Source organism: Allomuricauda sp. ARW1Y1 (genome assembly GCF_013407935.1).
GTDB lineage: Bacteria > Bacteroidota > Bacteroidia > Flavobacteriales > Flavobacteriaceae > Flagellimonas.
The window spans coordinates 51,344-75,780 of record NZ_JACBZU010000005.1 but is presented as its reverse complement, the minus strand read 5'-3'; the positions used below and the strand labels follow the sequence as shown (position 1 = coordinate 75,780).

The 24,437-nt window shown below is 44.9% G+C and carries 19 protein-coding genes; 12 read left to right on the top strand and 7 right to left on the bottom strand.

Going from position 1 to position 24,437, the window contains the following annotated elements; all coding sequences use genetic code 11:
* Positions 1-16 precede the first annotated feature (16 nt).
* The 6 genes from GGE08_RS13320 to GGE08_RS13295 all read left to right on the top strand — a co-directional run bounded on the left by GGE08_RS13320 (position 17) and on the right by GGE08_RS13295 (position 8,817).
* On the top strand, positions 17-1,396 hold the full coding sequence (locus GGE08_RS13320; RefSeq protein ID WP_179385383.1) for a RagB/SusD family nutrient uptake outer membrane protein: 1,380 nt from the start codon (positions 17-19) through the stop codon (positions 1,394-1,396).
* 202 nt (positions 1,397-1,598) lie between these two features.
* Positions 1,599-2,486: a PIG-L deacetylase family protein gene (locus GGE08_RS13315; RefSeq protein WP_179385382.1), complete on the top strand. Its 888-nt coding sequence runs from the start codon at positions 1,599-1,601 to the stop codon at positions 2,484-2,486.
* A gap of 53 nt (positions 2,487-2,539) precedes the next feature.
* Positions 2,540-3,796, top strand: coding sequence for an MFS transporter (locus GGE08_RS13310; protein ID WP_179385381.1), 1,257 nt, complete (start codon positions 2,540-2,542; stop codon positions 3,794-3,796).
* The gene (locus GGE08_RS13305) at positions 3,796-4,641 is read left to right on the top strand and encodes an ROK family protein (protein ID WP_179385380.1); all 846 of its coding nucleotides are present in this window, start codon (positions 3,796-3,798) and stop codon (positions 4,639-4,641) included. Before GGE08_RS13310 ends, GGE08_RS13305 begins: the two co-directional genes overlap by 1 nt.
* A gap of 18 nt (positions 4,642-4,659) precedes the next feature.
* Positions 4,660-7,302, top strand: coding sequence for a hypothetical protein (locus GGE08_RS13300; protein WP_179385379.1), 2,643 nt, complete (start codon positions 4,660-4,662; stop codon positions 7,300-7,302).
* A gap of 78 nt (positions 7,303-7,380) precedes the next feature.
* A complete protein-coding gene (locus GGE08_RS13295) occupies positions 7,381-8,817 on the top strand; it encodes a DASS family sodium-coupled anion symporter (RefSeq protein WP_179385378.1) in 1,437 nt (478 codons plus the stop codon).
* A gap of 85 nt (positions 8,818-8,902) precedes the next feature.
* On the opposite strand, the gene GGE08_RS13290 is transcribed toward GGE08_RS13295, so the two are convergent.
* Entirely contained in the window at positions 8,903-9,835 is a 933-nt protein-coding gene (locus tag GGE08_RS13290) for a nitrilase family protein (RefSeq protein WP_179385377.1), read from the bottom strand.
* Between the two features lie 548 nt (positions 9,836-10,383).
* Here GGE08_RS13290 and GGE08_RS13285 point away from each other — a divergent pair.
* The 4 genes from GGE08_RS13285 (at position 10,384) to GGE08_RS13270 (ending at position 12,756) form a co-directional block, all read left to right on the top strand.
* Positions 10,384-11,145: an SOS response-associated peptidase gene (locus tag GGE08_RS13285; RefSeq protein WP_179385376.1), complete on the top strand. Its 762-nt coding sequence runs from the start codon at positions 10,384-10,386 to the stop codon at positions 11,143-11,145.
* Positions 11,145-11,396, top strand: a complete 252-nt coding sequence (locus GGE08_RS13280; protein WP_179385375.1) for a hypothetical protein — start codon at positions 11,145-11,147, stop codon at positions 11,394-11,396. The genes GGE08_RS13285 and GGE08_RS13280 overlap by 1 nt, the downstream gene beginning before the upstream one ends.
* A 22-nt stretch (positions 11,397-11,418) precedes the next feature.
* Positions 11,419-11,658, top strand: coding sequence for a hypothetical protein (locus GGE08_RS13275; RefSeq protein ID WP_179385374.1), 240 nt, complete (start codon positions 11,419-11,421; stop codon positions 11,656-11,658).
* A gap of 261 nt (positions 11,659-11,919) precedes the next feature.
* Entirely contained in the window at positions 11,920-12,756 is an 837-nt protein-coding gene (locus tag GGE08_RS13270) for a DUF932 domain-containing protein (RefSeq protein ID WP_179385373.1), read from the top strand.
* 271 nt (positions 12,757-13,027) lie between these two features.
* On the opposite strand, the gene murQ is transcribed toward GGE08_RS13270, so the two are convergent.
* The 6 genes from murQ to GGE08_RS13240 form a co-directional block, all read right to left on the bottom strand.
* Positions 13,028-13,867 (bottom strand): N-acetylmuramic acid 6-phosphate etherase, encoded by an 840-nt coding sequence (gene murQ / locus GGE08_RS13265; RefSeq protein ID WP_179385372.1) that lies wholly within the window; start codon positions 13,865-13,867, stop codon positions 13,028-13,030.
* Complete coding sequence (locus tag GGE08_RS13260) at positions 13,864-15,318, bottom strand: sodium:solute symporter (RefSeq protein ID WP_257024037.1); 1,455 nt, start codon at positions 15,316-15,318, stop codon at positions 13,864-13,866. Before GGE08_RS13260 ends, murQ begins: the two co-directional genes overlap by 4 nt.
* 37 nt (positions 15,319-15,355) lie before the next feature.
* Positions 15,356-16,432, bottom strand: coding sequence for an anhydro-N-acetylmuramic acid kinase (locus GGE08_RS13255; protein ID WP_179385371.1), 1,077 nt, complete (start codon positions 16,430-16,432; stop codon positions 15,356-15,358).
* A 1-nt stretch (position 16,433) separates the two neighbouring features.
* Positions 16,434-17,096, bottom strand: coding sequence for a class I SAM-dependent methyltransferase (locus GGE08_RS13250; protein ID WP_257024036.1), 663 nt, complete (start codon positions 17,094-17,096; stop codon positions 16,434-16,436).
* A gap of 120 nt (positions 17,097-17,216) precedes the next feature.
* Positions 17,217-18,551 carry a RagB/SusD family nutrient uptake outer membrane protein gene (locus GGE08_RS13245; RefSeq protein ID WP_179385370.1) on the bottom strand — a complete coding sequence of 445 codons (1,335 nt, stop codon included), beginning with the start codon at positions 18,549-18,551 and terminating at the stop codon, positions 17,217-17,219.
* 12 nt (positions 18,552-18,563) lie between these two features.
* Positions 18,564-21,512 carry a SusC/RagA family TonB-linked outer membrane protein gene (locus GGE08_RS13240; RefSeq protein WP_306456996.1) on the bottom strand — a complete coding sequence of 983 codons (2,949 nt, stop codon included), beginning with the start codon at positions 21,510-21,512 and terminating at the stop codon, positions 18,564-18,566.
* A gap of 238 nt (positions 21,513-21,750) precedes the next feature.
* On the opposite strand from GGE08_RS13240, the gene GGE08_RS13235 reads away from it, so the two are divergent.
* Both GGE08_RS13235 and GGE08_RS16130 read left to right on the top strand, forming a co-directional pair.
* Complete coding sequence (locus tag GGE08_RS13235) at positions 21,751-22,500, top strand: DeoR/GlpR family DNA-binding transcription regulator (RefSeq protein WP_179385369.1); 750 nt, start codon at positions 21,751-21,753, stop codon at positions 22,498-22,500.
* 598 nt (positions 22,501-23,098) lie between these two features.
* Positions 23,099-24,184 (top strand): helix-turn-helix domain-containing protein, encoded by a 1,086-nt coding sequence (locus GGE08_RS16130; protein WP_257024035.1) that lies wholly within the window; start codon positions 23,099-23,101, stop codon positions 24,182-24,184.
* Positions 24,185-24,437: the final 253 nt, after the last annotated feature.

Genomic DNA, 24,437 nt, shown 5'->3' with positions numbered 1-24,437 from the left:
TAAAAACCTCAGAAAGATGAAACGAATTTTATATATGATGCTATGTACGGCTTTATTGACCGGGTGTAGTGAAGAATTTACTGATCTTGCCCCAATTTCCAACAGAAATGAGGCAGACTTTTACAATGCCCCGGAAGACTTTGAGGTGGCCATTAATGCCAGCTATGCAGGCCTACAGAGTACGGGTATCTACGGACGGGGTTATTGGACGATGTTCGAGATGCGCAGCGACAATACCGACCAAGGCCCGGATGCCACTGGTTTGGCGAGGCAGTATACTGAAATCAATTCCTTTACGGAGGATGCGCTCAATGAACAGATTACCGCAGCTTGGAGCGAGTCATATCGGGTAATTGCCAACTGCAATGTCATTTTAGATCGTATACCTCCCATCGAATTGGATGCGGAACTCAAAAATAGGATTACAGGGGAAGCCTTGTTCATTCGATCGTTGGTCTATTATCACATGGCCATCGGTTTTGGAAATATTCCGCTGCAACTGACCCCTTTTGTTAGCGGTGATGAATTGGTGCAGGTCGATGAGACCACCATATTGCAACAATTGGTGACAGATTTGACCGAGGCGGAGGCAAACCTTCCCGTTTCCTACTCAGGGAACGAGGTGGGAAAAGCGACCAAAGGCGCTGCCGCAACCTTACTGGCCAAAGTACTGCTGACCTTGGGCAACAATTCGGAAGCGGAAACCGTCTTAAGACGCATTATTGGGAACTATGGCTACGAACTGTTGCCCAATTATGCCGATTTATGGGGCGTTGCCAATGAAAATAATGCCGAGTCGATATTTGAAGTGCAATATATCAGTGGTGGAATTGGCCAAGGAAGCGTTTTCACCAATGATTTTTCACCAAGTACCGATTTGCAGACCGGAGCTGGGTTTGGACGTAACCGTCCTACCATTTCCATGCAAGAGGCCTATGAGGACGGGGACTTGAGATATGAGGTATCCATGGGTGCCACCTATATCAACGCGGAAGGAGAGGTGGTCGAAGCCAGGCATGTCCGAAAATACCAATCCGATTTGGCCATTGAAAACGACTCCGATATCAATTTTGTGGTCTTTCGATATGCTGATGTGCTCCTCATGCTGGCAGAAGCCTTGGGGGAAAGCTCGGAGAGTTACGACCTAATCAACGAGGTAAGGAACAGAGCAGGGCTTCCGGATATCGATGCTTCGACACCAGGGACTTTTCAAGACAAGTTGCTACAGGAAAGAAGGGTAGAGCTCGCTTTTGAGAATCACCGATGGCCCGACCTCAAACGCTTTGGTGCCGTAAATAAGGTCCTAGAGGCAGAGGACTTCATAACGGATACCCGTGAGTACTTCTTTATCCCGCAAAGGGAAATTGACATCAATCCAAACTTTGTACAGAACTAAATAAGCAAAGACATTAAAAACAAGTGCATGTTTTCATTCATTAGGTTAGTTTGATTGATCCCAAACCGTGAATTTCCTACTTATTGCTTTAGGTGAATCACCGAATTAATCGCTTTAAAACATGTCACCGTGATAGTTGTCCCTTGCGGGACGACCAGACCTTGAACTGAAAAATTTTAATGAACCATTTATCCAAAACAACATGAAAAAATTAGTACTGGCCATTTGTCTATGCTTTGCATTTTCAACCATTCAGGCCCAACAAAAAAAAGTATTGAACATTTTAGCCATTGGAGCACATCCGGATGATTGCGACTCCAAATTTGGGGGCACGGCGGCCTTGTTTGCAAAAATGGGCCATAATGTGAAGTTTTTGTCCTTGACCAATGGTGATGCAGGTCATTATGCGATGGGAGGTGGAGTTTTGGCCAAAAAACGCAGGCAAGAGGCCAAGGACGCTGCAAAAGCGTTGGGGATATCCGAGTATGAGGTATTGGACAATCACGATGGCGAATTGTTCCCGACCCTTAATGTGAGATTGGAGGTAATTCGCAGGATTAGGGACTGGGATGCCGATATCGTTTTGGGACTAAGGCCAAACGATTACCACCCAGATCATAGAAATGCCGGTTCGGTAGTACAGGATGCAGCGTACATGAACATTGTACCCAATGTCGCACCCGATACCCCTCCCCTTAAAAAGAACCCGGTGTTTTTGTATATGAGCGATCACTTTAAAAAGCCCTATCCCTTCCAAAAGGATATTGCGGTCATTGTTGATGATGTCATCGATACCAAAGTCAAAGGATTGGCTGCCCACGATTCACAAATGTTCGAATGGTTGCCATGGACAAGGGGAGTAGACGTCTCTACCATACCCACAGAGGAAAAGGCAAGATTGGCTTGGTTAAAGGAGGCTTGGATGAACAGGGCACCTGATGCCAGTACTTTGGAGGCCGTAAAAAAATGGTACCCAGGTGTCGATGTTTCCCAAGTGAAACAAGTGGAGTTCTTTGAAATCTGCGAGTATGGAAAACAGCCGTCGGATGAAGAAATAAAAATGTTGTTTCCCATGTTGGGAACCAAATAATGGTAAAGAAAACCCCAGGTAGCATCCAAAAATAAATAACCAACCCACCACCCATGGATATTAGCAAGCCCAAGACCAAAAGATACGTCCATATTATCGCATTGGTGATGATCGTTTTCTTTGTGATCTCATTTATCACCAATATTCTCAACTCCATCATAGTGGATGTCAAGGATAGTTTTGATCTAAGCCTGACCTTAACAGGCCTATTACCGTTCACTTTCTTTATAGCCTATGGCATCATGTCCATACCGGCGGGCTTTTTATCCGAAAGATATGGTGAGCGATCATTGCTTTCCATTTCATTTTTGGTCATGGGCCTTGCTTCCCTGGGGTTTGCCATTTTCCCCCAATATGCGGTCTTTAGCGTTACGTTATTTGTGTTGGGCTGTTGTATGGCTGTTTTACAGGTCATCATCAATCCAATGCTACGGGTCGCCGGTGGCGAGGAGCATTTTGCGTTCAACTCGGTGTTGGCGCAATTGGTCTTCGGTGCCGCTTCCTTCCTTAGTCCCTATTTGTACAAGTATCTGGTAAGCAAGGACAATACCGATGATACCATAGCCGAAATGCTACGGGGATGGGTGCCAAAAGAGTTTCCTTGGGTTTCCTTGTACATCGTATTTGCGGCCATTTCATTCCTATTGTTTGTTTATGTCTTTTTGACAAAGTATCCCAGATTTGAAAAGACCGAGGAAGAAAGGGCAGGGGATAAGGGCTCTTATTGGGACCTGTTGAAGAACAAATGGACGCTATTGTATTTTCTGGGTATCTTTTGCTATGTGGGAACGGAACAAGGAGTCGGAAACTGGATTTCCCAATTCCTGAACCAATACCATGGCCTTGACCCACAGACCATAGGAGCCGATACCGTTTCCTATTTCTGGGCCATGTTGACCGTAGGTTGTTTACTGGGCCTTTTGCTTCTCAGGTTTATGGATAGCAGAAAACTGCTCATTCTTACAACGGCCATTACCATGCTGTGTTTGATTTTGGCCCTTACCGGAACGGCACAACTGGCGTTGATCGGTTTTCCTGCAGTGGGATTCTTTATATCCGTTATGTATTCCATCATATTTTCTCTGGCACTTAACTCGGTCAAGGAACATCATGGTTCTTTATCCGGTATACTTTGTACGGGCATTGCAGGCGGTGCCGTAATCCCATTTATAGTAGGCGGTTTGGGCGAATTGATGTCCTTGAAATCAGGAATGTTCTTTTTACTGGTTCCCTTGGCCTTTATCCTGACCATAGGATTTTGGGCCAAACCTTTGGTGAACAATAAGACGATACGTTTAAAAAAGGATTAGTGGAAAAGGAAAACAGGACTGTTGTCGGGGTCGATATAGGAGGTACCAAAATTAAATCGGGAAGGGTTATGGGTACGAAAGTGGAACAGACCGGATATTCCATGGTGGTGAAAACGGATCCACTGGAAAACTCCCTATCCAAATTATACGATACCATTGAAGAAGTAATGACGGAGTCCGTGACCGCCATCGGTGTTGGGGTGCCAGCAGTGGTAGACAAAGATTCCGGAGTTGTTTTTGATGTGCAGAACATTCCGTCCTGGAAAACGGTGCCCTTAAAACAACTCTTGGAGGATCGGTTCAACGTACCCGCTTTTTTGAACAACGACGCCAACTGTTTCGCTTTGGGGGAAAAGCATTTCGGAAAAGCAAGGCATTATGCAAACTGTGTTGCCCTTTCCTTGGGAACAGGGCTTGGTATGGGAATCATAATAGAGAATAAATTATATAGCGGAGTTTTATGCGGTGCCGGAGAAGTTGGAATGCTATCCTACAAAGATGGTATTCTGGAAGAATATACGGGCAGTTTCTTTTTTGAAAAGGTCTATGGTACATCAGCAAAAACGCTTTACGGGAGAGCATTGAAAAATGATGCGCAAGCTCTCGCTGCCTTCGCGGAATATGGTGTGCATTTAGGGGAGGCGATAAAGAACATACTGTATTTGTTTGCCCCCGAAGCCATCATTTTAGGAGGCTCCATTAGTAGGGCACATCCATTTTTTACATCTGCAATGGATGGGGCACTCAAAACATTCGCATACCAAAAGCAATTAGAAAATTTTAAAATAGAAATCTCGGATTTGGTGGACACGCCCATCTTGGGGGCTGCCGCACTTTGTCTTTAAAAATTAACCTTACTGAACATGAGAATATTACTATCAGTAATTCTGGTAAGCTTGTTACTTCAATCCTGTACCCAACCAAAGGCGACAGGAAACCAGCTAGCCATTACCGTTGAAAACAACATAAAAGGGGCGCCCATTACCTTAGGGATACCTTTTCCGAAAGGAGCATTAAATTCAGTGGACCATATTCGTTTACTGACATCCGATGGTATGGAAATCCCTTGCCAGACCACAGAGGTAAGTACCTGGGACCCTATCGATGATAGCATTAAATGGGTATGGGTATTTTTCTTCTCCGAAGAAACAACGGATTATGTATTGGAGTATGGCAAAGGAGTGGTCCCAATGGGGCCTAAGGAAAAAATCATATCGGCCAACAATATGCGGCCAGGTGGTGGGATCGAAGTAAATACCGGGGAGATATCCTTCACTATCGATAAAAAGGGTGACGGGTTTTTGGACAAGGTATTTTTGGATTCCGACAACGATGGTAAGTATTCGGAAAAAGAGCTGATCGCATCTTCCCCTGGAAGTCATAGGGGATCCTTCTTCGATTTGCTCGATGATGCCGGAGTTGATACATCCAAAGCATTTATCCATGAAGTATTCCGGGAGAAAGGATCAGGCCCCATGCATTCCATTTTTAGAATAGAGGGGACATATACCTATAGTAGGGAAGATAACAACATTTCCCCTTTTACCATTTGGTTGCATACCTACGCAGGAAAAAGCTACATAAAAGTATTGCATACCATGACCTATACGGGGATTCCCGATAAACACAAAATTCAGGAAGGGGAGCATGCTAATATTGCGACCCAAAATAAAAAAATCATTTCGGAGAACACAGCGGACGATCCGGGTTGGATGCAGCCCAACGATCAAATAGCTGGGATTGGCCTCCAACTTAAATACCATCTTGACGATAATTCATTGGTTTCCATGCCATTGCAACAGGGTTCATGGAAGAAGGATAAAGCACCAACCGCCTTGCAAGAAGTTAGTCTTGATGATTCCTCCGTTCAATTACTGCAAAAGGGACCGGCTAAAAAAAGTCCACCGACCTTGAGGGATGTCTATCTCAACCAATTGGACGAAAACAGTGATGGGAACATCAACAATGACAAGGAATTCCAAGCAACCGTTACCCTTGGAGAAGACGATGTGGCCACGTCACAAAGGGCCAAAGGTTGGTTGAACGTGACCGATGGAAAAAGGGGGATCGGCGTAGGAATCCGAAACTTTATGAAAGAATATCCCAAAGGGATAAAATTAGACCCGGTCAACCATATACTTTTGGGAAGCATTTGGCCAGAGGAGAACGGACCGATGAGTTTTGAAAGGCACCACACTGCAATGGACGGCGGCATGTTGTCCAATTTTGCCCAAGGGATAACCAAAACGACCGAATTCATTTATTATTTCCACGATAACAAGAGCGATGTTGCCGAAACTATGGATTATGTTGTGGAAAGTCCTGTTGCGCATGCTGCACCGGAATGGTACACCAATTCCAAAGTGTACGGTAACATGGCACCGGCCTCTTCCGAGCATACCGAGTTCGAAAATGCACTTCAATATCGATATCAATGGTGGGCCTACAACCAAAAGAACCAACCCTGGTATGGCATGTTCAACTATGGTGATGGAAAGACCTATTATTATAACGGACATTGGGTACAGTGGACCAACAATGAGCCCACCGTTGATTTTATGCTCTGGACCAATTTTATGCGTACGGGAGATCCACAATATTTTGAGATGGCCCAGGCCATGAGCAGACATACCATGGATGTGGACAATGTACACTGGCCCAAAAAACGAACGTATTATGGTCAGATCAACGATGCCATAGACTTTTGGGATTTCAAGGACGAGCCGGAATCCACACCCTACCTGGGAATTGGAAGGAGACATGCCGCAGAACATTGGTATTCCTTATTGAGCGCGCACGTTTGGATCCAGGGTTGGATTGCGGACTACTATCTAACAGGCGACCATAGGGCTTTGGAAGTAGCTAAAATGACCGGTGATACCTATATCAACCGTATATGGGGCGAGCATGATCTACGGGGTAGAAGATTGTATTTGTCCGTACTTAATATGGTGGAGTTATACGATGCCACCAAATTGCAGAAATATAAGGATGAACTGGACGATAGGGTACGATTGATACTTGAATTCCAAGAGCGTCAAGGAGGAAACCTGGTGTTGGATAGATATGGTTATTCCCAGCCCTATGTGGCACAGGGACTTTATAAGTATCAACAGATCACCGGGGATGAAGAAGTGCGCAAAGCCTTGTTGAGGCACGCAAGATGGGTTCGCGATGTGCCACCGTTGAACCACGAGATGGAATCTTATTTAGCAACCATATCTCCATTGTTGTTAGGATATGAGTTTAGTGGCGAAAAGAGCTATCTGGACGAAGCCTTGGCGAGGGCAGAAATGCTCAAGGTAGGTGAGTTGCCAAAATCACCGGATGACTATAAAACATCTGAAGAATATAGCAAGGACCTTTTGGGAATATCCAATCTGCCCATGAGCAAGGGGCGCTTCACGAATTGGCAGACCAATCAAGGACTCCGGGTATTTGGTTGGACACATGGCTACAATATTCCATACCTGCTCTATTGGATGGATGAGGCCAATATCAAGTAAAACGTGTAATCTTCGGAAAAGGGATGGCCAAACCTTCGGGAGCCGTCCCTTTTTTATGCCAAATTGGAATGACTGGATATGAGCTATAAAAGACTGGGCTTGGTATTGGGACCGTTGCTCTTCGTATTGGTAAGGTGCTGTTTTGAGCCCCAAGGCCTTTCCCATGAGGGACGTGACGTGCTGGCGGCTACCCTTTGGATCGCTGTTTGGTGGGTGTTTGAGGTCATCCCGATTGCGGTTACCGCTTTGTTGCCCATCGTTCTGTTTCCCCTTATGGATACCCTTCCATTGGGGGATACCACCGCAAGCTATGGCCATAAGTATGTGTTCCTGTACATGGGAGGTTTTATATTGGCCATGGCCATCGAAAAATGGAACCTCCACAAAAGAATAGCGTTGCATATCATAAGGGTCATTGGTACCAATATGTACCGTATTGTGCTGGGCTTTATGGTAGCAACCGCTTTTTTGTCCATGTGGATATCCAATACCGCGACCACGGTAATGGTATTGCCGATGGCCATTTCCATTGTCAAGCAATTAAAGGACAACCCAAATACCCCTGTGGATGAAAACACCGTGTTCAGTAAGTTGTTGATGTTGGCCATCGCTTATGCCGCTTCCATCGGTGGTATTGCCACTTTGATAGGAACGCCACCAAATCTGGTATTCGCGGGATTTGTCCAAAAGGCCTATGGCTGGGATGTGGGGTTTTGGGATTGGATGAAGTTCGGTCTGCCCTTATCATCCATCCTATTGGTATTGGGATGGCTTTATTTGACCCGTGTAGCCTTTCCTTTAAGAAATGCTGTTTTTCCTGGGGGAAAAAGGGAGATCGAGCGATTGTTGAACGAACTGGGCCCTCTGCAAAAGGAAGAAAAAAGAGTGCTCTTGGTTTTTGTGCTCACTGCGCTGTGCTGGATTTTCAGGTCTTTTTTGCTGCAAAGGTTCATTCCACATATTGACGATACGATTATTGCCATAACCTCGGCGGTGCTATTATTTCTGGTACCGGCAAACCAAACAGGGCGTCCGTTGATCAATTGGAAGGAAGCGGTTCGCATACCATGGGGCATCATTTTACTGTTCGGTGGGGGCATGGCTATCGCCAAAGGATTTCAAGATACCGGTCTGGCCTCTTTTCTGGGTGCACAGATGACGTTCTTTGAGGGTCTTCCACTGCTTTTGCTTTTACTTTTGATCATTGCCTCTGTCAACTTTTTGACCGAGGTCACATCAAACTTGGCCACCACAGCCATGTTGCTCCCTGTTTTGGCACCCTTGGCCCTTACCTTGGACATGGACCCACTCATGCTGTTGGTGGCCTGTACCACTGCTGCATCGTGCGCCTTCATGTTGCCCGTGGCAACCCCTCCCAACGCAGTTGTTTTTGGTTCGGGCTATTTGCGCATTCCCGATATGGTACGTGCTGGATTTTTTATGAATTTGCTATCCATCGTCTTGGTTTCGCTGTTCATTTATTGGATGGTCCCCTTGTTAATGGGTCCGTTTTGAAATCAATCGGTGAAGTCTTGCATAGCGTAAAGACCTGACTACATTAACCGGGCATTGTTACCTCGTTCCATGGACCGGTCCGGTGCTACTTCATCCAGATGGGACTTGTATCTGAGCGATGGTCGGCTCCCAAGATATCCTTATAGAGCTCCGGTCTTCGGGCATTTTTATAGCGCCAACCACCGGACAACTGTATTTTGTCTTTTGTGATTTTTGATACGGTTATTTCGTCTTCAAACGACCGTATCTCGGACAGGACCTCGCCATAGGGGTCCAAGATCATAGAGTTCCCATTTTTAAGGTGCTCACCATCATAGCCAATTGGATTCGAGAAGGCATAATAAACACCATTGTCATAGGCCCTGGCAGGTAGCCACCGCATCAACCAGCGCCTTCCTTTAGGGCCATCAAATTCCATGCGAAGGGAAACAGGGTCATTCAAGCGATTGTCCCAGTATTTTTGGTCTACATAGCCCCGGTGTGGCAGGGAGGATGGTGTGCAGCCAGTGACATGTGGGGCAAATATGATCTCTGCTCCCAAAAGACTTGTAGCGCGTACATTTTCAATGACATTGTTATCATAACAAATCAGGATACCACATTTCCAACCCAGTAGGTCGAATACACAATATTGGTTGCCAGCGGACAAGTGTGCATTGATGAACGGATGGATTTTACGGTATTTGGCTACCACCCCTTCGGCCGTAACGCAGACGTAGGTATTGTACAATTTTCCTTCTGCCTTTTCCACCAGACCGGCAAGGATTGGGATGCCCAGTTCAGCTGAGATGGATATGAGTTCCTTTGTGCTTTTACCGTTCGGGATATCTTCTGCCAAACTGTTCAAATCCTCTCGGTCCAGGTCCTTGGTGAAGGTGTATCCGGTCACGCACATTTCATGAAAACTGATTACATCTGCTCCTTTGGCACGGGCCTTTTTGGCAAGTTTGTGGATGATGGAAAGATTATAGGCCTTATCGCCGTCCTTGGGCTCAAATTGTGCTACTGCTATGGTCATGCTATATAAAGGTCGATTTATGTCAATATTTAATTTATGTATACTGCTTTATAGGGTTGTTTTAATCGAGGTTTTAAAATAAGGTTATTTATCCGAACGGCATTGGAACAGGGACACAAATGTGGTGCTATGGCATACCTTTTTTACGCTCAATGGTTGATTTGAAATAATGAACTAAAATAGGGCATTTATCGAAGCATTTGTTTACCTTCATAAAGAAGTAGGCCTCTCTAAGTCGATGTCCCAATTGGATTCGTTGTGGACAATCCATTTGCTTATATGGATATTTTGGCCAAGGTGAAGGTGATAATTGAAATCAGGCTTTGAATGAGCACCATATGGGAATCATTATTGAAAAGTAGCGTAAATGTAATGGAGCTATTTTTCAATACGTGCTGTAACAACCCCAAATGGGGCAGTCATTATCGATCGTTAGCACAGCATTATTTTGAAATGTGATTAGCCCCGCTTCAGCTATATGGGGCTAAACACTTGGTAGTATACATTGGATTCACTACATTAAAGATTAGTTTCAGACAACCTCAATTATGTGCTACGATGTCAATGCCCAGCTTGAAACCCAGCTCAAAAGGACCATGCGGGACGCCGATGAACACGCCATCCGTGAAATCCGGGAAAAAATGGTCAGGGAGACCGACCTGCCACTGTTCCATGTGACAGGTTTCCAACATCCCAAAATGATTATTTATACCAATGAAAACCCTAATGTACCTATAGTGTCCCAATGGGGCTTGGTACCTTTTTGGGCCAAGGATAAAAAGGCGATTTGGAACAAGACGCTCAATGCAAGAGGGGAGACCATTTTTGAGAAGAATTCCTTCAAAACTTCCGCAAAGGACAAGCGATGCCTCATTTATATCGATGGGTTCTATGAACACCACCACCATGGTAAGGCGACCGTTCCTTACTACATCTCTCGAAAGGACCATGAACCCATAGCCTTGGCCGGTCTATGGAACGAGTGGACCGACCCCGAGACCGGGGAAATCCTCAATACTTTTTCCATTGTGACCACCGAAGGCAATCCCATGATGGCTGAGATCCATAACAATCCCAAGATGGAGGGACCGCGTATGCCGGTGATCTTGCCCGATGGATTGGAAGATGAATGGTTGAAACCGTATCGGGACGAACTGGACCAAAAACAGCTGGAAGAGCTATTACGACCGTACCCTGAATCGGAACTGGCGGCCCATACCGTCGGGAAATTGAGGGGCAAGGATGCCGTGGGCAATGTACCCGAGGCCATGGTCCCCGTGGCCTATGACAATGTTAAAACGACCTATTGATGCGGATATACGACTATTTGGCACTGTCCAAGGAAGAGCAATGGGAGACCCTATGGGACGATGCGGTCTATGTGGCTTCCTTCAGATCCATCGACTGTTGTTTTCAACTGTATGCCATGGACCGATTTTTTATCGAATTGGAACTTTGCCCGCAACAAGGTTCCATACTGAACATGGGTGTGTTCGTGCATGGTAAGAAAATGGACAAATATACCGATACGGTCTATCAGGACATTTTGGGTTTTCTATAATCAAGAATTAACTGTTCGGTATATGAAGAACCTAGTGCGCGGTATGGACCTTCCCTATAAATTTGCCCATCGGATCCAGGCTTCCGATGATTTCAATGCACTCTTGCTGCAGCACTACATCCTGTTCAGTGATGGGGCCACTATGGTGGACTATGCCATTAGGGAAAAGGCCCATCTTTGCTCCGGGACCTACGGGGTTGAGGATTATCACGGAAAGGTCAGTGCCTATATCGCATTTCTCGATCGCCTTATCCAAGGCTGACCTCACCTAAAGACCTTCTTTCAATTGCTGTCATCCTGGTTCATTCCAAAAACACATTGGACCAACCGCTTTCCCTGTTATCCAATACCTACACAAGGTAAACGTCGCATCCCGGTATCGGACAAGGGACGGCATAAAGCCCCGGCTGTGGCCATCTCCTGCCCTTGGGCAGGCCTATTTATTCCGTTTCCTCGCCGCTCAACGTGCTGCCTTCCGTTTGTAGACCACTGTAATTATTGTTTAACCTAAAATCACAAAAAGATGTATGTAGACAACTTACAGCAGGATGAGGTATTTGTGCCGGTACAGATCAGACCTCTAAACGAATTGACCGGTATGCCCGTACGAAAGGGCTTGGAACAGGCCGTGGTCAGCAACGGCAAGATCGTGAACATGGTGTCCCAGCGCTACGGGCATATTCCCAACCAACTATTTTTCAAAAAGGCGGAGCAATTGCTCATCGATGCGGGCCTGGAATACTCCCGTCAGAGCATTAACCGCTCGGACCGTAGTTTCAGCGTGGACTTTGTCCTTACCGACACTACCCAGTTCTCGGTAGGGCAAGGTGAGGACGTCATTTTACCGATGCTGCGGTTTACCAATGCCTACGATGGGAGCGAACGTACCGCAGGCCATTTTGGGTTCTACCGAAAAGTCTGTTCCAATGGCCTGCACGTGGCCCGGACGGAAATTGGCTTTTCCATCAAGCACCACAAAAACGCGGTGCAGCTCATCATGCCCGGGCTCCAAGGACTGTTCCGCAGATTCCTCGACAATGAGTTCTACAGTATTTCCGGTAGGTTCCATCAGATGATGACCGTGGAACTGCTGGATACCAAGGATTTTGTCAGGGAAGTGCTGGAGCGGACCCAACTGTTCCGCTATGAGTGCAGCGATACCAATGATGCACCCTCCAAAAAGGCCCGAGAGGTCCTTGAGATCCTTGATGCAGAGGCATTGCAACTGGGCAGTACCCCAAACCTCTGGTTGGGCTATAATGCCTTCAACGCAGTATTGCACAGTAACCTCAAGAAGGGCTTTGCCAAACAGCAACAGTTGGACAGGCAACTGTTCGAGACCGTTTATGAAATGGCCTAACATTCCAAAGGGCCGCTCCGGTGCCTGTCCAAACCGGAGTTTTGCCACCGATTACACTACAACCTTTATAGTATTTCCCCTTATTTACCAACTCAAGATTCAAAACAGAATCGTTTGAACATTAGGTACCCACTATTAGCAAGGCATTCGAGATGTTTGTTTTGGTACAATTTAAGTTCAGGGACAGATTGCTATTGTAGGTACATTTAAAATCAACCGTTTAATGCCGCGCAAAGGTGATGTCTTGCAGCTCAGTCGCTGTTCTTTCAATTTACGAATCCATTCTTTTTTTCATTTGGGAGTCATAAGAGTCCAGCACCTTTCTGATATTCTTATGCTTTTCCAACAATTGACCGGCCAGTTTTTCATCAATATCCAATTCCTCCATTAACATTCTTTTGCCGCGGTCGACCAACTTTTTATTGGACAATTGCATATCCACCATCTTGTTCCCGCGTACCCTGCCCAACTGGATCATAATGGAGGTGGAAATCATGTTCAAGGCAAGCTTTTGTGCTGTACCGGCTTTCATCCGTGTACTGCCGGTGACAAATTCAGGCCCCACGACCAACTCTATGGGATAATCGGATAGCTTAGAAAGGGGCGCATGGGCATTACAGGATATACTTCCTGTCAAAATCGAATGTTCCTTGGACTTTCGTATTCCTCCTATGACATAGGGCGTAGTACCTGAGGCCGCTATTCCCAGCACAATATCCTTTTCGCTGATATTGAATGTTTGAAGGTCTTTCCAAGCTTGATCGAAATCATCTTCAGCGTTTTCCACGGCTTTGCGCAAGGCCTTATCGCCCCCGGCAATAAGACCGATGATCCAATCATCGGACACCCCAAAGGTAGGGGGGCATTCTGAGGCGTCCAAGACACCGAGTCTTCCACTGGTACCTGCGCCAATATAAAAGAGTCTACCCCCTTTTTTCATTTTGGCGACCGCATGATCGACAAATTTCTTTATTTGCGGTATGGCCTTTTCCGTCACCAAAGGAACGCCCTTATCCTCATGGTTGATATTGGTCAACAATTCGAAGGTATCCATCTTTTCGAGACCATCATAATTCGAAGGTTGCTCGGTCATATACTTGTTTTTGCTCATTTCTTTCTTTTAATTAAAATCAATCCCAAAAAAGTTAAGCCCCCGTTGACGGCAATATTGATAAAACCCATATCGAAATCATAGGTGTCCTTGAGAAACAGGCTTAAAAGATAGGTCGCTATGGGAGCTAAAATACATATAATCGGGACCACTTGGTCCTTGATTTTTATAGTGGTAAACATCCCAAAAACATAGAGGCCCAGTAAAGGACCATAGGTATATCCGGCCACATTGAAGATCAAGGAAATTACATCGCCCCTGCTACTTGAAAATAGCATGATGATCCCAAAAACCAGTATTGAAAAGCCAAACAATACGATGTTCTTTATTCGTTTGGGATTTTTAACGGTTTTGTTTGAGATATCCAAGAAATCGTAGGTGAAGGACGTGGTCAGTGCCGTCAAGGCGGAATCGACACTTGAAAAAGAAGCTGCAATGATACCTAACAAAAAAAAGATTCCGGCCATAGGGTTTAAATGGTTCAAAGCAATATTCGGGAATAGTGTATCCGTGTCCAATAGCGTGCCGTTTGCAGCAACGGGTAACTCCAATCTTATATGTTCGGCATAGATGTACAGTAAAATGCCCAGCCCCATAAACAGAAACTGGGTTACGGCCAATATGGAACTATAGCTCAGTGTATTTTTTTGTGCCTCCCATACATTTCTGCAGCTTAGGGTCTTTTGCATCATATTCTGGTCCAATCCGATCATCGCTATCGCTACCAATATCCCTGCAATGAACTGTTTGAAAAAGTTATTGTCCGACTTGGGTTCCCAGTTGAAAACATCAAAATAGGGATGATTGACCATCTCATTTATCGATGCTGTAAGTGTGAGGTTCAATGAAGTAATTACATAGTAACAAGTGATCAAGGCACCTAAGATCAAAAAGATGGTTTGAAGGGTATCCGTCCAAACAATGGTTTTGATGCCGGACTTATAGGAATACAGCCAAACCATCAACAAAATGACGATAACGGTGATTGGAAACGGGCTTCCTATCTTTTCAAAAAACACAAATTGAAGGATTTTCGCTGCCAACAATAACCGCAGCGAAGTACCAAAGGACTGGGAAATCAGAAAAAACAATGAACCTGTTTTATAGGCCCTATTGCCAAACCGTTCCCGTAAATAGGAATAAATGGATACCAACCTTAGCCGATAGTACAACGGGATGAGCACAAAAGTGATAAAGAGATACCCAACGACATTACCCAGTATGAATTGGAAGAAGTGGAAATTATTATTTCCCACCATCCCGGGCAACGACACATAGGTTACGCCCGAAAGTCCGGCACCTATCATACCAAAGGCGACCAAAAACCAAGGGGATTGACGGTCCCCGGTAAAGTAGGTCTCATCGCCACTGTGTCTGGAAGTAACATATGAAATGGCCATGAGTACCAGAAAATAACACAGAATAACGAAAAAGATCAGGGTAAGGTCCAACTAAAACGGTTTTTGTGGTTCAACGATAAGCTACTGGCTATTTCGGTTCGTAAATGATGCCGGAGGAGGAATCCTTGGATGCTCCTGTAACGGAGCCCAACACATTGGTTTCATGTACCATTTTTAGCACGCCCATTAATGCAAATACCAGGGCTTCCTTGAAGGCTATGATTTCCTCAGGCGGGATGACCAATTTCACCTTCGCCCCTAACTGCTCCTGCAGGACCCTCATCAAATAGCTGTTTATTGCACCTCCACCGGTGACCAGCATACCGGCCTCCCTTTTGGAGCAGTTTGAATTGACCTGTACAGCGATCTGTTCGGATATGTGATGGATACAGGTGTGCAACAAATCCGCTGTATCATTATCATAGTTATCCAAAATAGGGACTACTTGCTCCATGAACCATTCAAATCCAGTTGATTTAGGAAAGGGTTGCCGATAATATGCTAGCGCGTTCAAATCCCTTAACAGTTCCGGAATGAGTGTTCCTTTTTGCGCCAGTTGTCCTCCATCGTCATAAGGTAATCCGATCTTCGCAGTGATGTGATTCAATACCATGTTCGCGAGACCAATATCGTAAGCAATGCGATGGCCCTTGTGCTCAAAAGAGATATTGCTGATTCCTCCCAAGTTCAGGCAGAAGTCGTATGCATGGAAGAAGTGGCTATCCCCTATGGGGACCAGGGGAGCGCCTTGGCCTCCCAAGGAGATATCCTTATTCCTGAAATCACAAATAACTTTATGCCCAGCGGTATTGGCGAGATACTGTCCAGAGCCCAACTGATGGGTAAAGCCAAGTTCGGGTCGGTGATGGCTGGTATGACCATGATTCGCAATAAAGTCTACTTCAATTCCCTCACTTTGAATAAAATCCTTTACCCTTTCACCCAGCCAAATACCATATTTCACATCAAAAGCCAGAAGTTCACTGGCAGTTAGATATATGGATTTCCTAAGCTGTTCTTTCAATCCATTGTCATACGGTATGCCTTTGGTCTTCTTTATCTCAAAATCCCACTTGTCTCCCGTCCTCCAGATATGACAATAAGCGATATCCAAGCCATCCAAGGAGGTTCCCGACATTAAACCAATTACCTTAAATATCTTCATGTCAGTTGATTTTCAATATCAGGGAAATCGGTTTGCCCTCCGAATTCAAAACTTCTTTGATGCTGTTCAGCTGTAGGGATGATTCCCCAATAATGTTGACCCAATCCTCAAAAGTCCGCGCATACCACTCGTGGCCGTCCCTAAAATTACCGGGTAGCCCCTTCCATGAATCGGAAATCAGTTGACTTTTATAGTCCAGTCCATTGTCGAACATAAAAAAGGGATGCAGCGTTTGGATCACGATCTTGCCTCCTGTATGCAACTGATTTTTTGTGGCACGTAACAGATTGGCAAGACCCTCTTTTTGATAGAGACAAAAGTTAAATACGGCGATATCGAAGGGAGCTTCTGGAATGGGTTTTCCCTCCATGAGCTCTTCATAGGACATTTGATAATAGGATTCAGGCCCTTTCGATCGGGCTGCAACCAATAGCGGTTCGATGGCATCCATACCCACCGCGTTTTTTCCCATTTCCGTTATGGACCTTGTAAGCCACCCCTCTCCACAGCCTATATCGATTACCTTATCCCCAGCAAGGCTCTTTAGTTCTCCAACAATGGCCTTATTGGTAAATCTCCTTGAGCCGATTTCATCGTTGGCAATGACTTTAATCCACTCTTCGGCGTTTTTGTTCCAAGAGTCTATAATCCTTTGGTTCATCATATCATTCAATTCTATTACTAATCAAGTGTAAACTACGACTGTACATAAAAGGCCTACAACATAACAGAGGTTGTAGGCCTAGTAAACTAAAACTAACTCAAACCGCTACATTATACGTATTTATATACTCGGGTCATCCGGGGTATTCGGATTACTGTTTCTCTCCAGATCGGGATACGGATAGAAGTTGCGGTTTCTTTCTTCCGTGTAGATCATTGATGTCCCACTGGGTTCCGGTCTACCGAATCTCCTGCTGTCTTCCAAGCTCATACCTGTCAAGAAGAGCTCTGCTCTTCGATTTTTATATACTTCCATCAAAATGGCCTCTGATGTTGACGCACCGGCATAAGGGCCTACATTGGCATTGATTCCGAAAGGATCGTCGGTATCGGTAAGCACTTCGTTCAAGGCGGCCACGGCAGCACCAAGGTCAGGACCAGACTTTCTGATATTTGCCTCCGCCACTATCAAATTCATCTCATCCGGAATGTACACCGGTATGGAACCCGTATTTACGTTGAAAAAGCCCGCTAAGTCCTCAATCGGCAATCCGTTTTGATTGGTTTCGTCCAAGGGTACCAAATAGAAAGCGGTACGCCCATCGGCAGGATCGAAGACAAATTCGGACGGGAGGCCAAAATTATCCCTTGGCTTAAAGTTGGGTGCATTGTTCAGAAAGACACGGCTCCAAATGGGATTCAAATTGATGGCATCATACTCAAACGTGGACGTGCTTGTAAGGTCCACGCTGTTTGCAGCGGTTATTGCGGCTTCATAATTTCCCGCGAACAGATTGTATCGGGCGAGCAACGCATTGATGGCGTTGCGGACATCGATATTCCCCAAGGTTACGGCATTGATGAATTCCTGTGAAACGGGATTCTCATCGATGGCACTTTTTGCTTCGTTCAACAAAGTAATCGCCGTTTCATAGCCAGTGGCCCTTGGGACAAATTCAGCCTGATTATCCGTATTGGAGACAACGATGACCTGTTCAAAATTCTGGGCCAGATTGCCAATGGCCAAAGCCTTGAACAGTTTGGCATGCGCTATAAGGCCGCTCTGTGTTCCTGCCTCCAGTTCAATGGTTCCTGCATTGGCCTCGATATCCTCGGCTATCTTTATGATGCGCAGCATGGAAGACCATAAGCCCTGCACATTGGAATTGAAATTGGGCAAGCTTGTCCCGCCATCCTCAAGTTCGATCATATTCTGGAAGGTGGTCGTAATACCGCCTTCCCGCGTTGTTATCGCAGGGGTTTCCACGGCCCATCGTACCCCCGTGGTCGAGTACAACTGTTGTAGTCCGACGGATGCGGCGAGAATACCTTCACGGGATGAAAAGGTTTCATCTACCGTCGCGGCATTGGGATTGTCGAAATCGGTCTCACAAGAAGCCAATAGTACTATTGACATCAGTGTTAATACGGTGCTGTATATGTTATGTTTTTTCATCGTTGTGCTTTTTTAGAAGTTGACATTTATACCTATTTGATATGTGCGCGGGATAGGTACCCCGGCAAAATCAAATCCTCTAACTCCATTGCTCTGTCCGGCAGAGTTGATTTCAGGGTCCCAACCACTGTAGTCATCCCAAGAAATCAAGTTCCTGCCCACTAGACTGATCTTCAAATTATCGACCCCTTTGAACGGTTCCCTTAGATTATAGCTTAGGGCCAATTCCCGAAGCTTTACAAAGGAACCATCCTCGACAAATTCCTCGAAAATACCTGCCTGTGCACCTCCGAAACCTTTAGGTCGGTTACCCAATAATTCCTGGCCTACATTGAACCCGCCTCCAAAGATGACATTGTCCAACAATCTTCTGTTCCAGTTGAAGACATCGAATCCTTGAACGGCATCGAACTGGACCCTAAAGGAAAAGTCCTTATAGGTAAATTCATTGATCAGGGAACCGAACCATTCCGGGTTGGGATCACCGATCACTTTCGATGTGGAACCATCTTCCGTTACCCCCGTAAAGGGATATCCATTTTCATCCAAGGAAATACTTCCATCGGGATCGCGAGCATAGAACTGTCTGTAGAATACACCCAATGGTTCACCTTCGATGACAAAGTTGGTCGAGAAACTGCCCGCGAGCGCAAACTGCCCTCCACCGGCGACATTGGTAACCGTATTCTCATTCTTGGAGTAGGTGGCGGTAATGTCCCACGAAAAATCCTCTGATTTTATGGGCGAACCTTTTAAAAGGATTTCCAGACCCTTGTTTTCCAAGTTGCCCACATTTTCTATTCGGGAAGCGAAACCGGTCGATGGGGCAAGCTCCCTGGGCAATAATAGGTCCGTGACATCCTGCTTATAATAGGTCGCTTCGATACCCAGTCTATTGTTCAAGAACCCGGCGTCAAAACCAAACTCTATTTCCTCTTGCCGCTCCGGGGCTATATTCAAATCCCCCTGTTGGGTACTTGGAATCAAACTTGGGGAGCCGTTGATGGCAGCTGGATTGAGCAAGGTAAAGCGCTGAAATGCCGTAAGTGCGGTAAGGTTTCCCGCCTGTCCCCAGGAGGCCCTTACTTTAAATGTGCTAAAGGCATCCCCAAAGGTATCTTCCCAGAAGTCTTCCTCGGAAAGGATATAGGACAGACTCGCTTTGGCATAGAGCTGGTTACGCTCGTCCTCGCCAAAAGTAGAGGCACCATCCTGCCGTAACGCTCCGTTGATATAGAGTTTATCCTTATAGCCAAAAGATTGTTGGATAAAGGCACCCCAATACGATATCTGTGATCTGCCCTCTCCTTGGGCCAAGATGCTGCCGCTTTCCGCGGTTTCCACGATGGGCGGAAGTCCGTCGGCGCTGATGCCTATACGGTCAAACTCCTCATACTGCCATGAACCGCCCAAGGTAGTTGTTGATGTGATCGCTTCGTTGATATTGGTTTTATAGGACAGGTTCAGATCACTGTTATATTGAAAATTGTTGATGTCCGATCTTCTGGCAAATCCGTTCCCGTTCGGTGATGTATTGTTGATGGGGATAAATGCCGTAGCGGATTGATTGAAATAATCCAATCCCAAGGTATAGTTGGCGGAAAGCTTCTCGGTGATTTTGGCGTCCAATCCGATACTCGTGATGAAACGGTTGACCTTTTGTCCGAAATCAAAGCGGTTGACCGCCTCCAGTGGGTTGGTCCGTGGAACTAAATTGGAGGTCACGGGGTAAACACCGGATTCATTGGGAAAGGGGTTGATCGAGTTATCGCTGAACACAAAGCCCGTAATGGCCCCGTAAGCCGCATTGATACCGCCGTTGGGAATATCGCTACTTACACTTCGCACGTAATTCAGACCTGCATTTACGGTCAGCCAATCAAAGGCCTTCTGGGTCAAATTGGCCTTAAAGCCGATACGCCGAAAATCCGTGTTCTCTATGATTCCCTCGTTGTCCAAATGGGATGCGGAAAGAAAATAAGAGGTCTTCTCATTGCCCCCATTCATGGAAATATAGTTTTCAACACCGAATCCCGTGCCAAAAAATTCATCCTGATAGTTGTATCGGGTTGCGGGAACTGTCTCCAGGTTATTCCTATCGAACGGATCGACCCATGATAGCGGGACCGTGTTATAATCTATTTCTTTACGAAGTTCATTGACCCTTACATTCGTGGAAAAACTGAACCTTGGTTCCCCGGATCTTCCCTTTTTGGTAAATATTTGTACCACACCATTACTGGCCCTAGAGCCATAAACGGCTGCCGCAGCGGCACCTTTTATGATTTCGATACGCTCGATATCGTTTGGGTTCAAGTCGGCCAATCTGTTCTGTGCATTACCTCCTAGGTCGATCAACTGGTTACTTGAATTGCTAATAATGATTCCATCCACAATATACAAGGGGTCTGAACTTCCCAGAACTGTGCTGGGGCCCCGCAAGCGAATGCTTATCCCTCCAGCAGGATCACCGGAGTTTTGTTGGACCAAGGCACCGGTGACTTTTCCGGATATGGCCTGATCTACGGCAGTGGCACCATTATTCACCAAATCCTCCGACTTGACCGAAGAAATGGAATTCCCCAATGTTCGTTTGTTCACTCCTACCGTAGAACCGGTGACGACGACTTCGTCCAAGCTCAAAAGGTCTTCTTGAAGCATGACGTCCGTTACTATGTTCCCTTCCGAACCTATGGTAATCGGTACCGTTTTGGTGGTATACCCTAGATAGCTTACTTGTAATTGATAGCTTCCGCTGGCCACATTTCCATTGAACGAGTACTTACCGTCAAAGTCGGTTACTCCCCCTATGGTAGTATTCTTGATAAATACGGATGCACCTGGAATCGGTGCCCCATCGCTACTATCGCTAACCGTGCCGCTAAAGGTATAATCCGATGTTTGTGCAAATGCGAAAGCGCTTGCGAACAGCATCAGAAAACAGGTCAGTCTAGATAGCATCTTGTTGTGGTTTAAACTTCGTTTTTCCATTTTACACTGAGTTAATTAATTGATTTCGAGAATTAATGTCATTTTTTGAAAGTTGTACGTTTCCATAAAAGTAACCAAAAAACAATAACTTGCAATATTTTGCAGTTTTATTTTGCAATATCTCGAAATTATAAATTAATTTTCAGTTATATGGCAAAATCCTGCTACATTTAATGCGAATAGTACCAAACCAACCCATACCAACACCATGCTCAAGGAAGAAAGACACCAATTGATATTGAATGAAGTAGCTTTACATAACCGGGTCTTATTGGCCGATATCGCTGAGGTTCTCAATGTTTCGGTCGACACGGTCAGAAGGGACGTGATACAACTGGATACCGAAAAAAAGTTAAAAAAGGTGCACGGTGGAGCCGTTTCCCTGGCTTATGCCAATAATACCGGGGAACAGACCAAGGTTTACGCTATCGAAAAGAAAAGGATCATTGCAAAGAAAGCAGTGCAATTATTGCGCAATGGCAATATCATCATCATCCATGGGGGAACGACCTGTCTGGAATTTGCCAGGAACATTCCCGAAAAAATGAGCCTAACCTGTTTTACATTGAGCTTGCCCATTGCCATAGAATTATGCAAAAAGCCAAAGCTAGAGGTGATTTTCTTGGGGGGCACCATAGCGAAAGAGTCGCAAATTGCATCCGGTGGACAGGCCATCCACAATTTGTCCAAGATTAATGCCGATTACGGTTTTATCGGAACAGGATATGTCGATGCGAATTATGGGCTAACGGAATTTGATTGGGAAAGCGTCCAGGTCAAAAACGCGGTTATACAGGCTTCGAAAAGTACGGTGCTCCTTACCATATCGGAAAAGCTGAACTCCAAGAACCGATATAAAACTTGTGAGATGAGCGATATAACTACGATGATTACGGAATTGGAGCCCACCGCGGACATCTTGGAAGACTTTAGAAATACTGGTGTTGATGTAGTTTGATTAATGGTCTATTGTATGATGAAAGGCTGGAGCTTGGGATTATCGGTTTATATGATTCCATTTGTGCATGTTTCTCAACATTTACGGTATTTAGCTATATCCATGACTTGTTCAAAATAAATACTTTTAAGAATTGGATGTTAGAGGTGGATATGAATATCGTTATTAAGTCGCTATTGATTGTAATGGTCATACCGGGTTCCTTGATGTGTTGGAGATTGTATTCCCTTTTAAGAAAAAGAGATTGATAGCTATTTATATGCTTAGTGTGGTCCTTATAGCTGGTAATCAATTTTATCCTATGATGATTCCTTTGACATCTTTCATTTTTCAACATTTTTATTGGCCTTTTTCGGTGTCCCTTGATTTATTTTCATACAATCTCCCAATTTAAAACCAATAATTTTAAAAAAGGTGTTTACCAACATTTTTTGACCAGTATACTATTCTTGTGTTTTATCATATTTGGATTTTCAAATGTTAATTTCAATTGAAGAACTGCTCAATTTAGGACATTGCATCAAGTTTTAGGAAAAAATTATTAAACAGTTTATTGTAATTTTTCTAAAATAGCACCTCTTAAAGTACTTTTGTCCTCATGGAGATCATACAGCTTATTGCCGCTTTTAATTTTTTGATGGCCACCAGTTTTATATGGTACAACAGACGTAAGCTGGACCCTGCAATCTATGTGTTTTCCTTTTTTTTATTGGGAAAGGGCATCACTTCCCTTAGCAATGGGATGATTACAGGCGAGGTCTTTCCGGAAAATGTATATATATATGGTTCGGGCATACTTTTGAACTCATTTTTGTTTTTTTATGCTCCCTTCCTTTACTTCTTCTCCGTGCATATCGCGAAAGGCGAGGTTCCCTTTAAAAAGTATGGAATTCACTTCGTTCCTTTCATCCTGTTTTCATTGCTCAGTATCGCTGTCGTTTTCTACTTGTTTGTGGATCCTTCCAGTGATGCTTTTGAGAGAATGGTCTATTTCAGGAACACCTTTGAACGTTTGTATTTTCTTCAGGTAATCGGTTATACCTTTGCAGGACTATGGGTACTTAAACAGTACAAGGCTACTTCCAAAAAAAGTAGGGAGGTCTCCAAATGGGTAAAGGTCATATTGACCGTTTTTATGCTGGTGTGGTTGTTGTTTTTGGTAAGTTCGACAGCGCCTTCATACCCTGTGATCGCCAATTTCAGTCTTTTTTTGGGCATGCTTTTGTTGATTGTTTTGGCCAATATTACGCTCTTCATGCTATTTTCCAATCCTGAGTATTTTTATAATACTTTGGTTCCCAAAGTGGTTAAAAGTTATTCCAGCGATGCCGTTACCAGGAAAAAATACGATGATCTGTGCCGTATGGTGCAAAAAAGGGAACTGTACAAAATTCCTGATTTGAAAATAGGGGACTTGTCCGATGCCATTGGGGAATCCGCCCGGAACACCTCGACCATTATCAATACCTATTACGAGGGTAATTACTATGATTTTATAAATGCCTACCGCATCGAGGAGGCAAAGAATCTTTTGGAGAATACCGATGAGGATGTAACCATATTATCGATATTGTACGAAGCGGGATTCAATAGTAAATCCGTTTTTAATACGGTATTCAAGAATATAGTGGGTGAAACACCCTCGTCGTATCGAAAGACCCACCTAGCGGCCAAATATGGGTGAATCCCCTTCTTTTGTTTTACTTGGATCAATAGCTTAATCAAGGGTGACTTTTATGATTTTGTAAAGCATTCTAGAACAGGAGCAGCAAAATCATAGTGGAAAAACGGTGGAGACTGCATGACCACTTTAACGATTCGCTATGAATTGGGATTTAACAATACATCCGTTTTATGCAGCATTCCAAAATATGTTCGCAGGGATACCTGCTTCTTATCCCAAAAAATCATATCATAAAACTTCACCGCTAGCGTAT

What these genes read in the sequence shown, in the direction of transcription:
- GGE08_RS13320 (WP_179385383.1), top strand. Translation starts at nt 17, where the DNA reads ATGAAACGAATTTTATATATGATGCTATGTACGGCTTTATTGACCGGG.
- GGE08_RS13315 (WP_179385382.1), top strand. Translation starts at nt 1,599, where the DNA reads ATGAAAAAATTAGTACTGGCCATTTGTCTATGCTTTGCATTTTCAACC.
- GGE08_RS13310 (WP_179385381.1), top strand. Translation starts at nt 2,540, where the DNA reads ATGGATATTAGCAAGCCCAAGACCAAAAGATACGTCCATATTATCGCA.
- GGE08_RS13300 (WP_179385379.1), top strand. Translation starts at nt 4,660, where the DNA reads ATGAGAATATTACTATCAGTAATTCTGGTAAGCTTGTTACTTCAATCC.
- GGE08_RS13295 (WP_179385378.1), top strand. Translation starts at nt 7,381, where the DNA reads ATGAGCTATAAAAGACTGGGCTTGGTATTGGGACCGTTGCTCTTCGTA.
- GGE08_RS13290 (WP_179385377.1), bottom strand. Translation starts at nt 9,835, where the DNA reads ATGACCATAGCAGTAGCACAATTTGAGCCCAAGGACGGCGATAAGGCC.
- GGE08_RS13285 (WP_179385376.1), top strand. Translation starts at nt 10,384, where the DNA reads ATGTGCTACGATGTCAATGCCCAGCTTGAAACCCAGCTCAAAAGGACC.
- GGE08_RS13280 (WP_179385375.1), top strand. Translation starts at nt 11,145, where the DNA reads ATGCGGATATACGACTATTTGGCACTGTCCAAGGAAGAGCAATGGGAG.
- GGE08_RS13275 (WP_179385374.1), top strand. Translation starts at nt 11,419, where the DNA reads ATGAAGAACCTAGTGCGCGGTATGGACCTTCCCTATAAATTTGCCCAT.
- GGE08_RS13270 (WP_179385373.1), top strand. Translation starts at nt 11,920, where the DNA reads ATGTATGTAGACAACTTACAGCAGGATGAGGTATTTGTGCCGGTACAG.
- murQ (WP_179385372.1), bottom strand. Translation starts at nt 13,867, where the DNA reads ATGAGCAAAAACAAGTATATGACCGAGCAACCTTCGAATTATGATGGT.
- GGE08_RS13255 (WP_179385371.1), bottom strand. Translation starts at nt 16,432, where the DNA reads ATGAAGATATTTAAGGTAATTGGTTTAATGTCGGGAACCTCCTTGGAT.
- GGE08_RS13250 (WP_257024036.1), bottom strand. Translation starts at nt 17,096, where the DNA reads ATGATGAACCAAAGGATTATAGACTCTTGGAACAAAAACGCCGAAGAG.
- GGE08_RS13245 (WP_179385370.1), bottom strand. Translation starts at nt 18,551, where the DNA reads ATGAAAAAACATAACATATACAGCACCGTATTAACACTGATGTCAATA.
- GGE08_RS13240 (WP_306456996.1), bottom strand. Translation starts at nt 21,512, where the DNA reads ATGCTATCTAGACTGACCTGTTTTCTGATGCTGTTCGCAAGCGCTTTC.
- GGE08_RS13235 (WP_179385369.1), top strand. Translation starts at nt 21,751, where the DNA reads ATGCTCAAGGAAGAAAGACACCAATTGATATTGAATGAAGTAGCTTTA.
- GGE08_RS16130 (WP_257024035.1), top strand. Translation starts at nt 23,099, where the DNA reads ATGGAGATCATACAGCTTATTGCCGCTTTTAATTTTTTGATGGCCACC.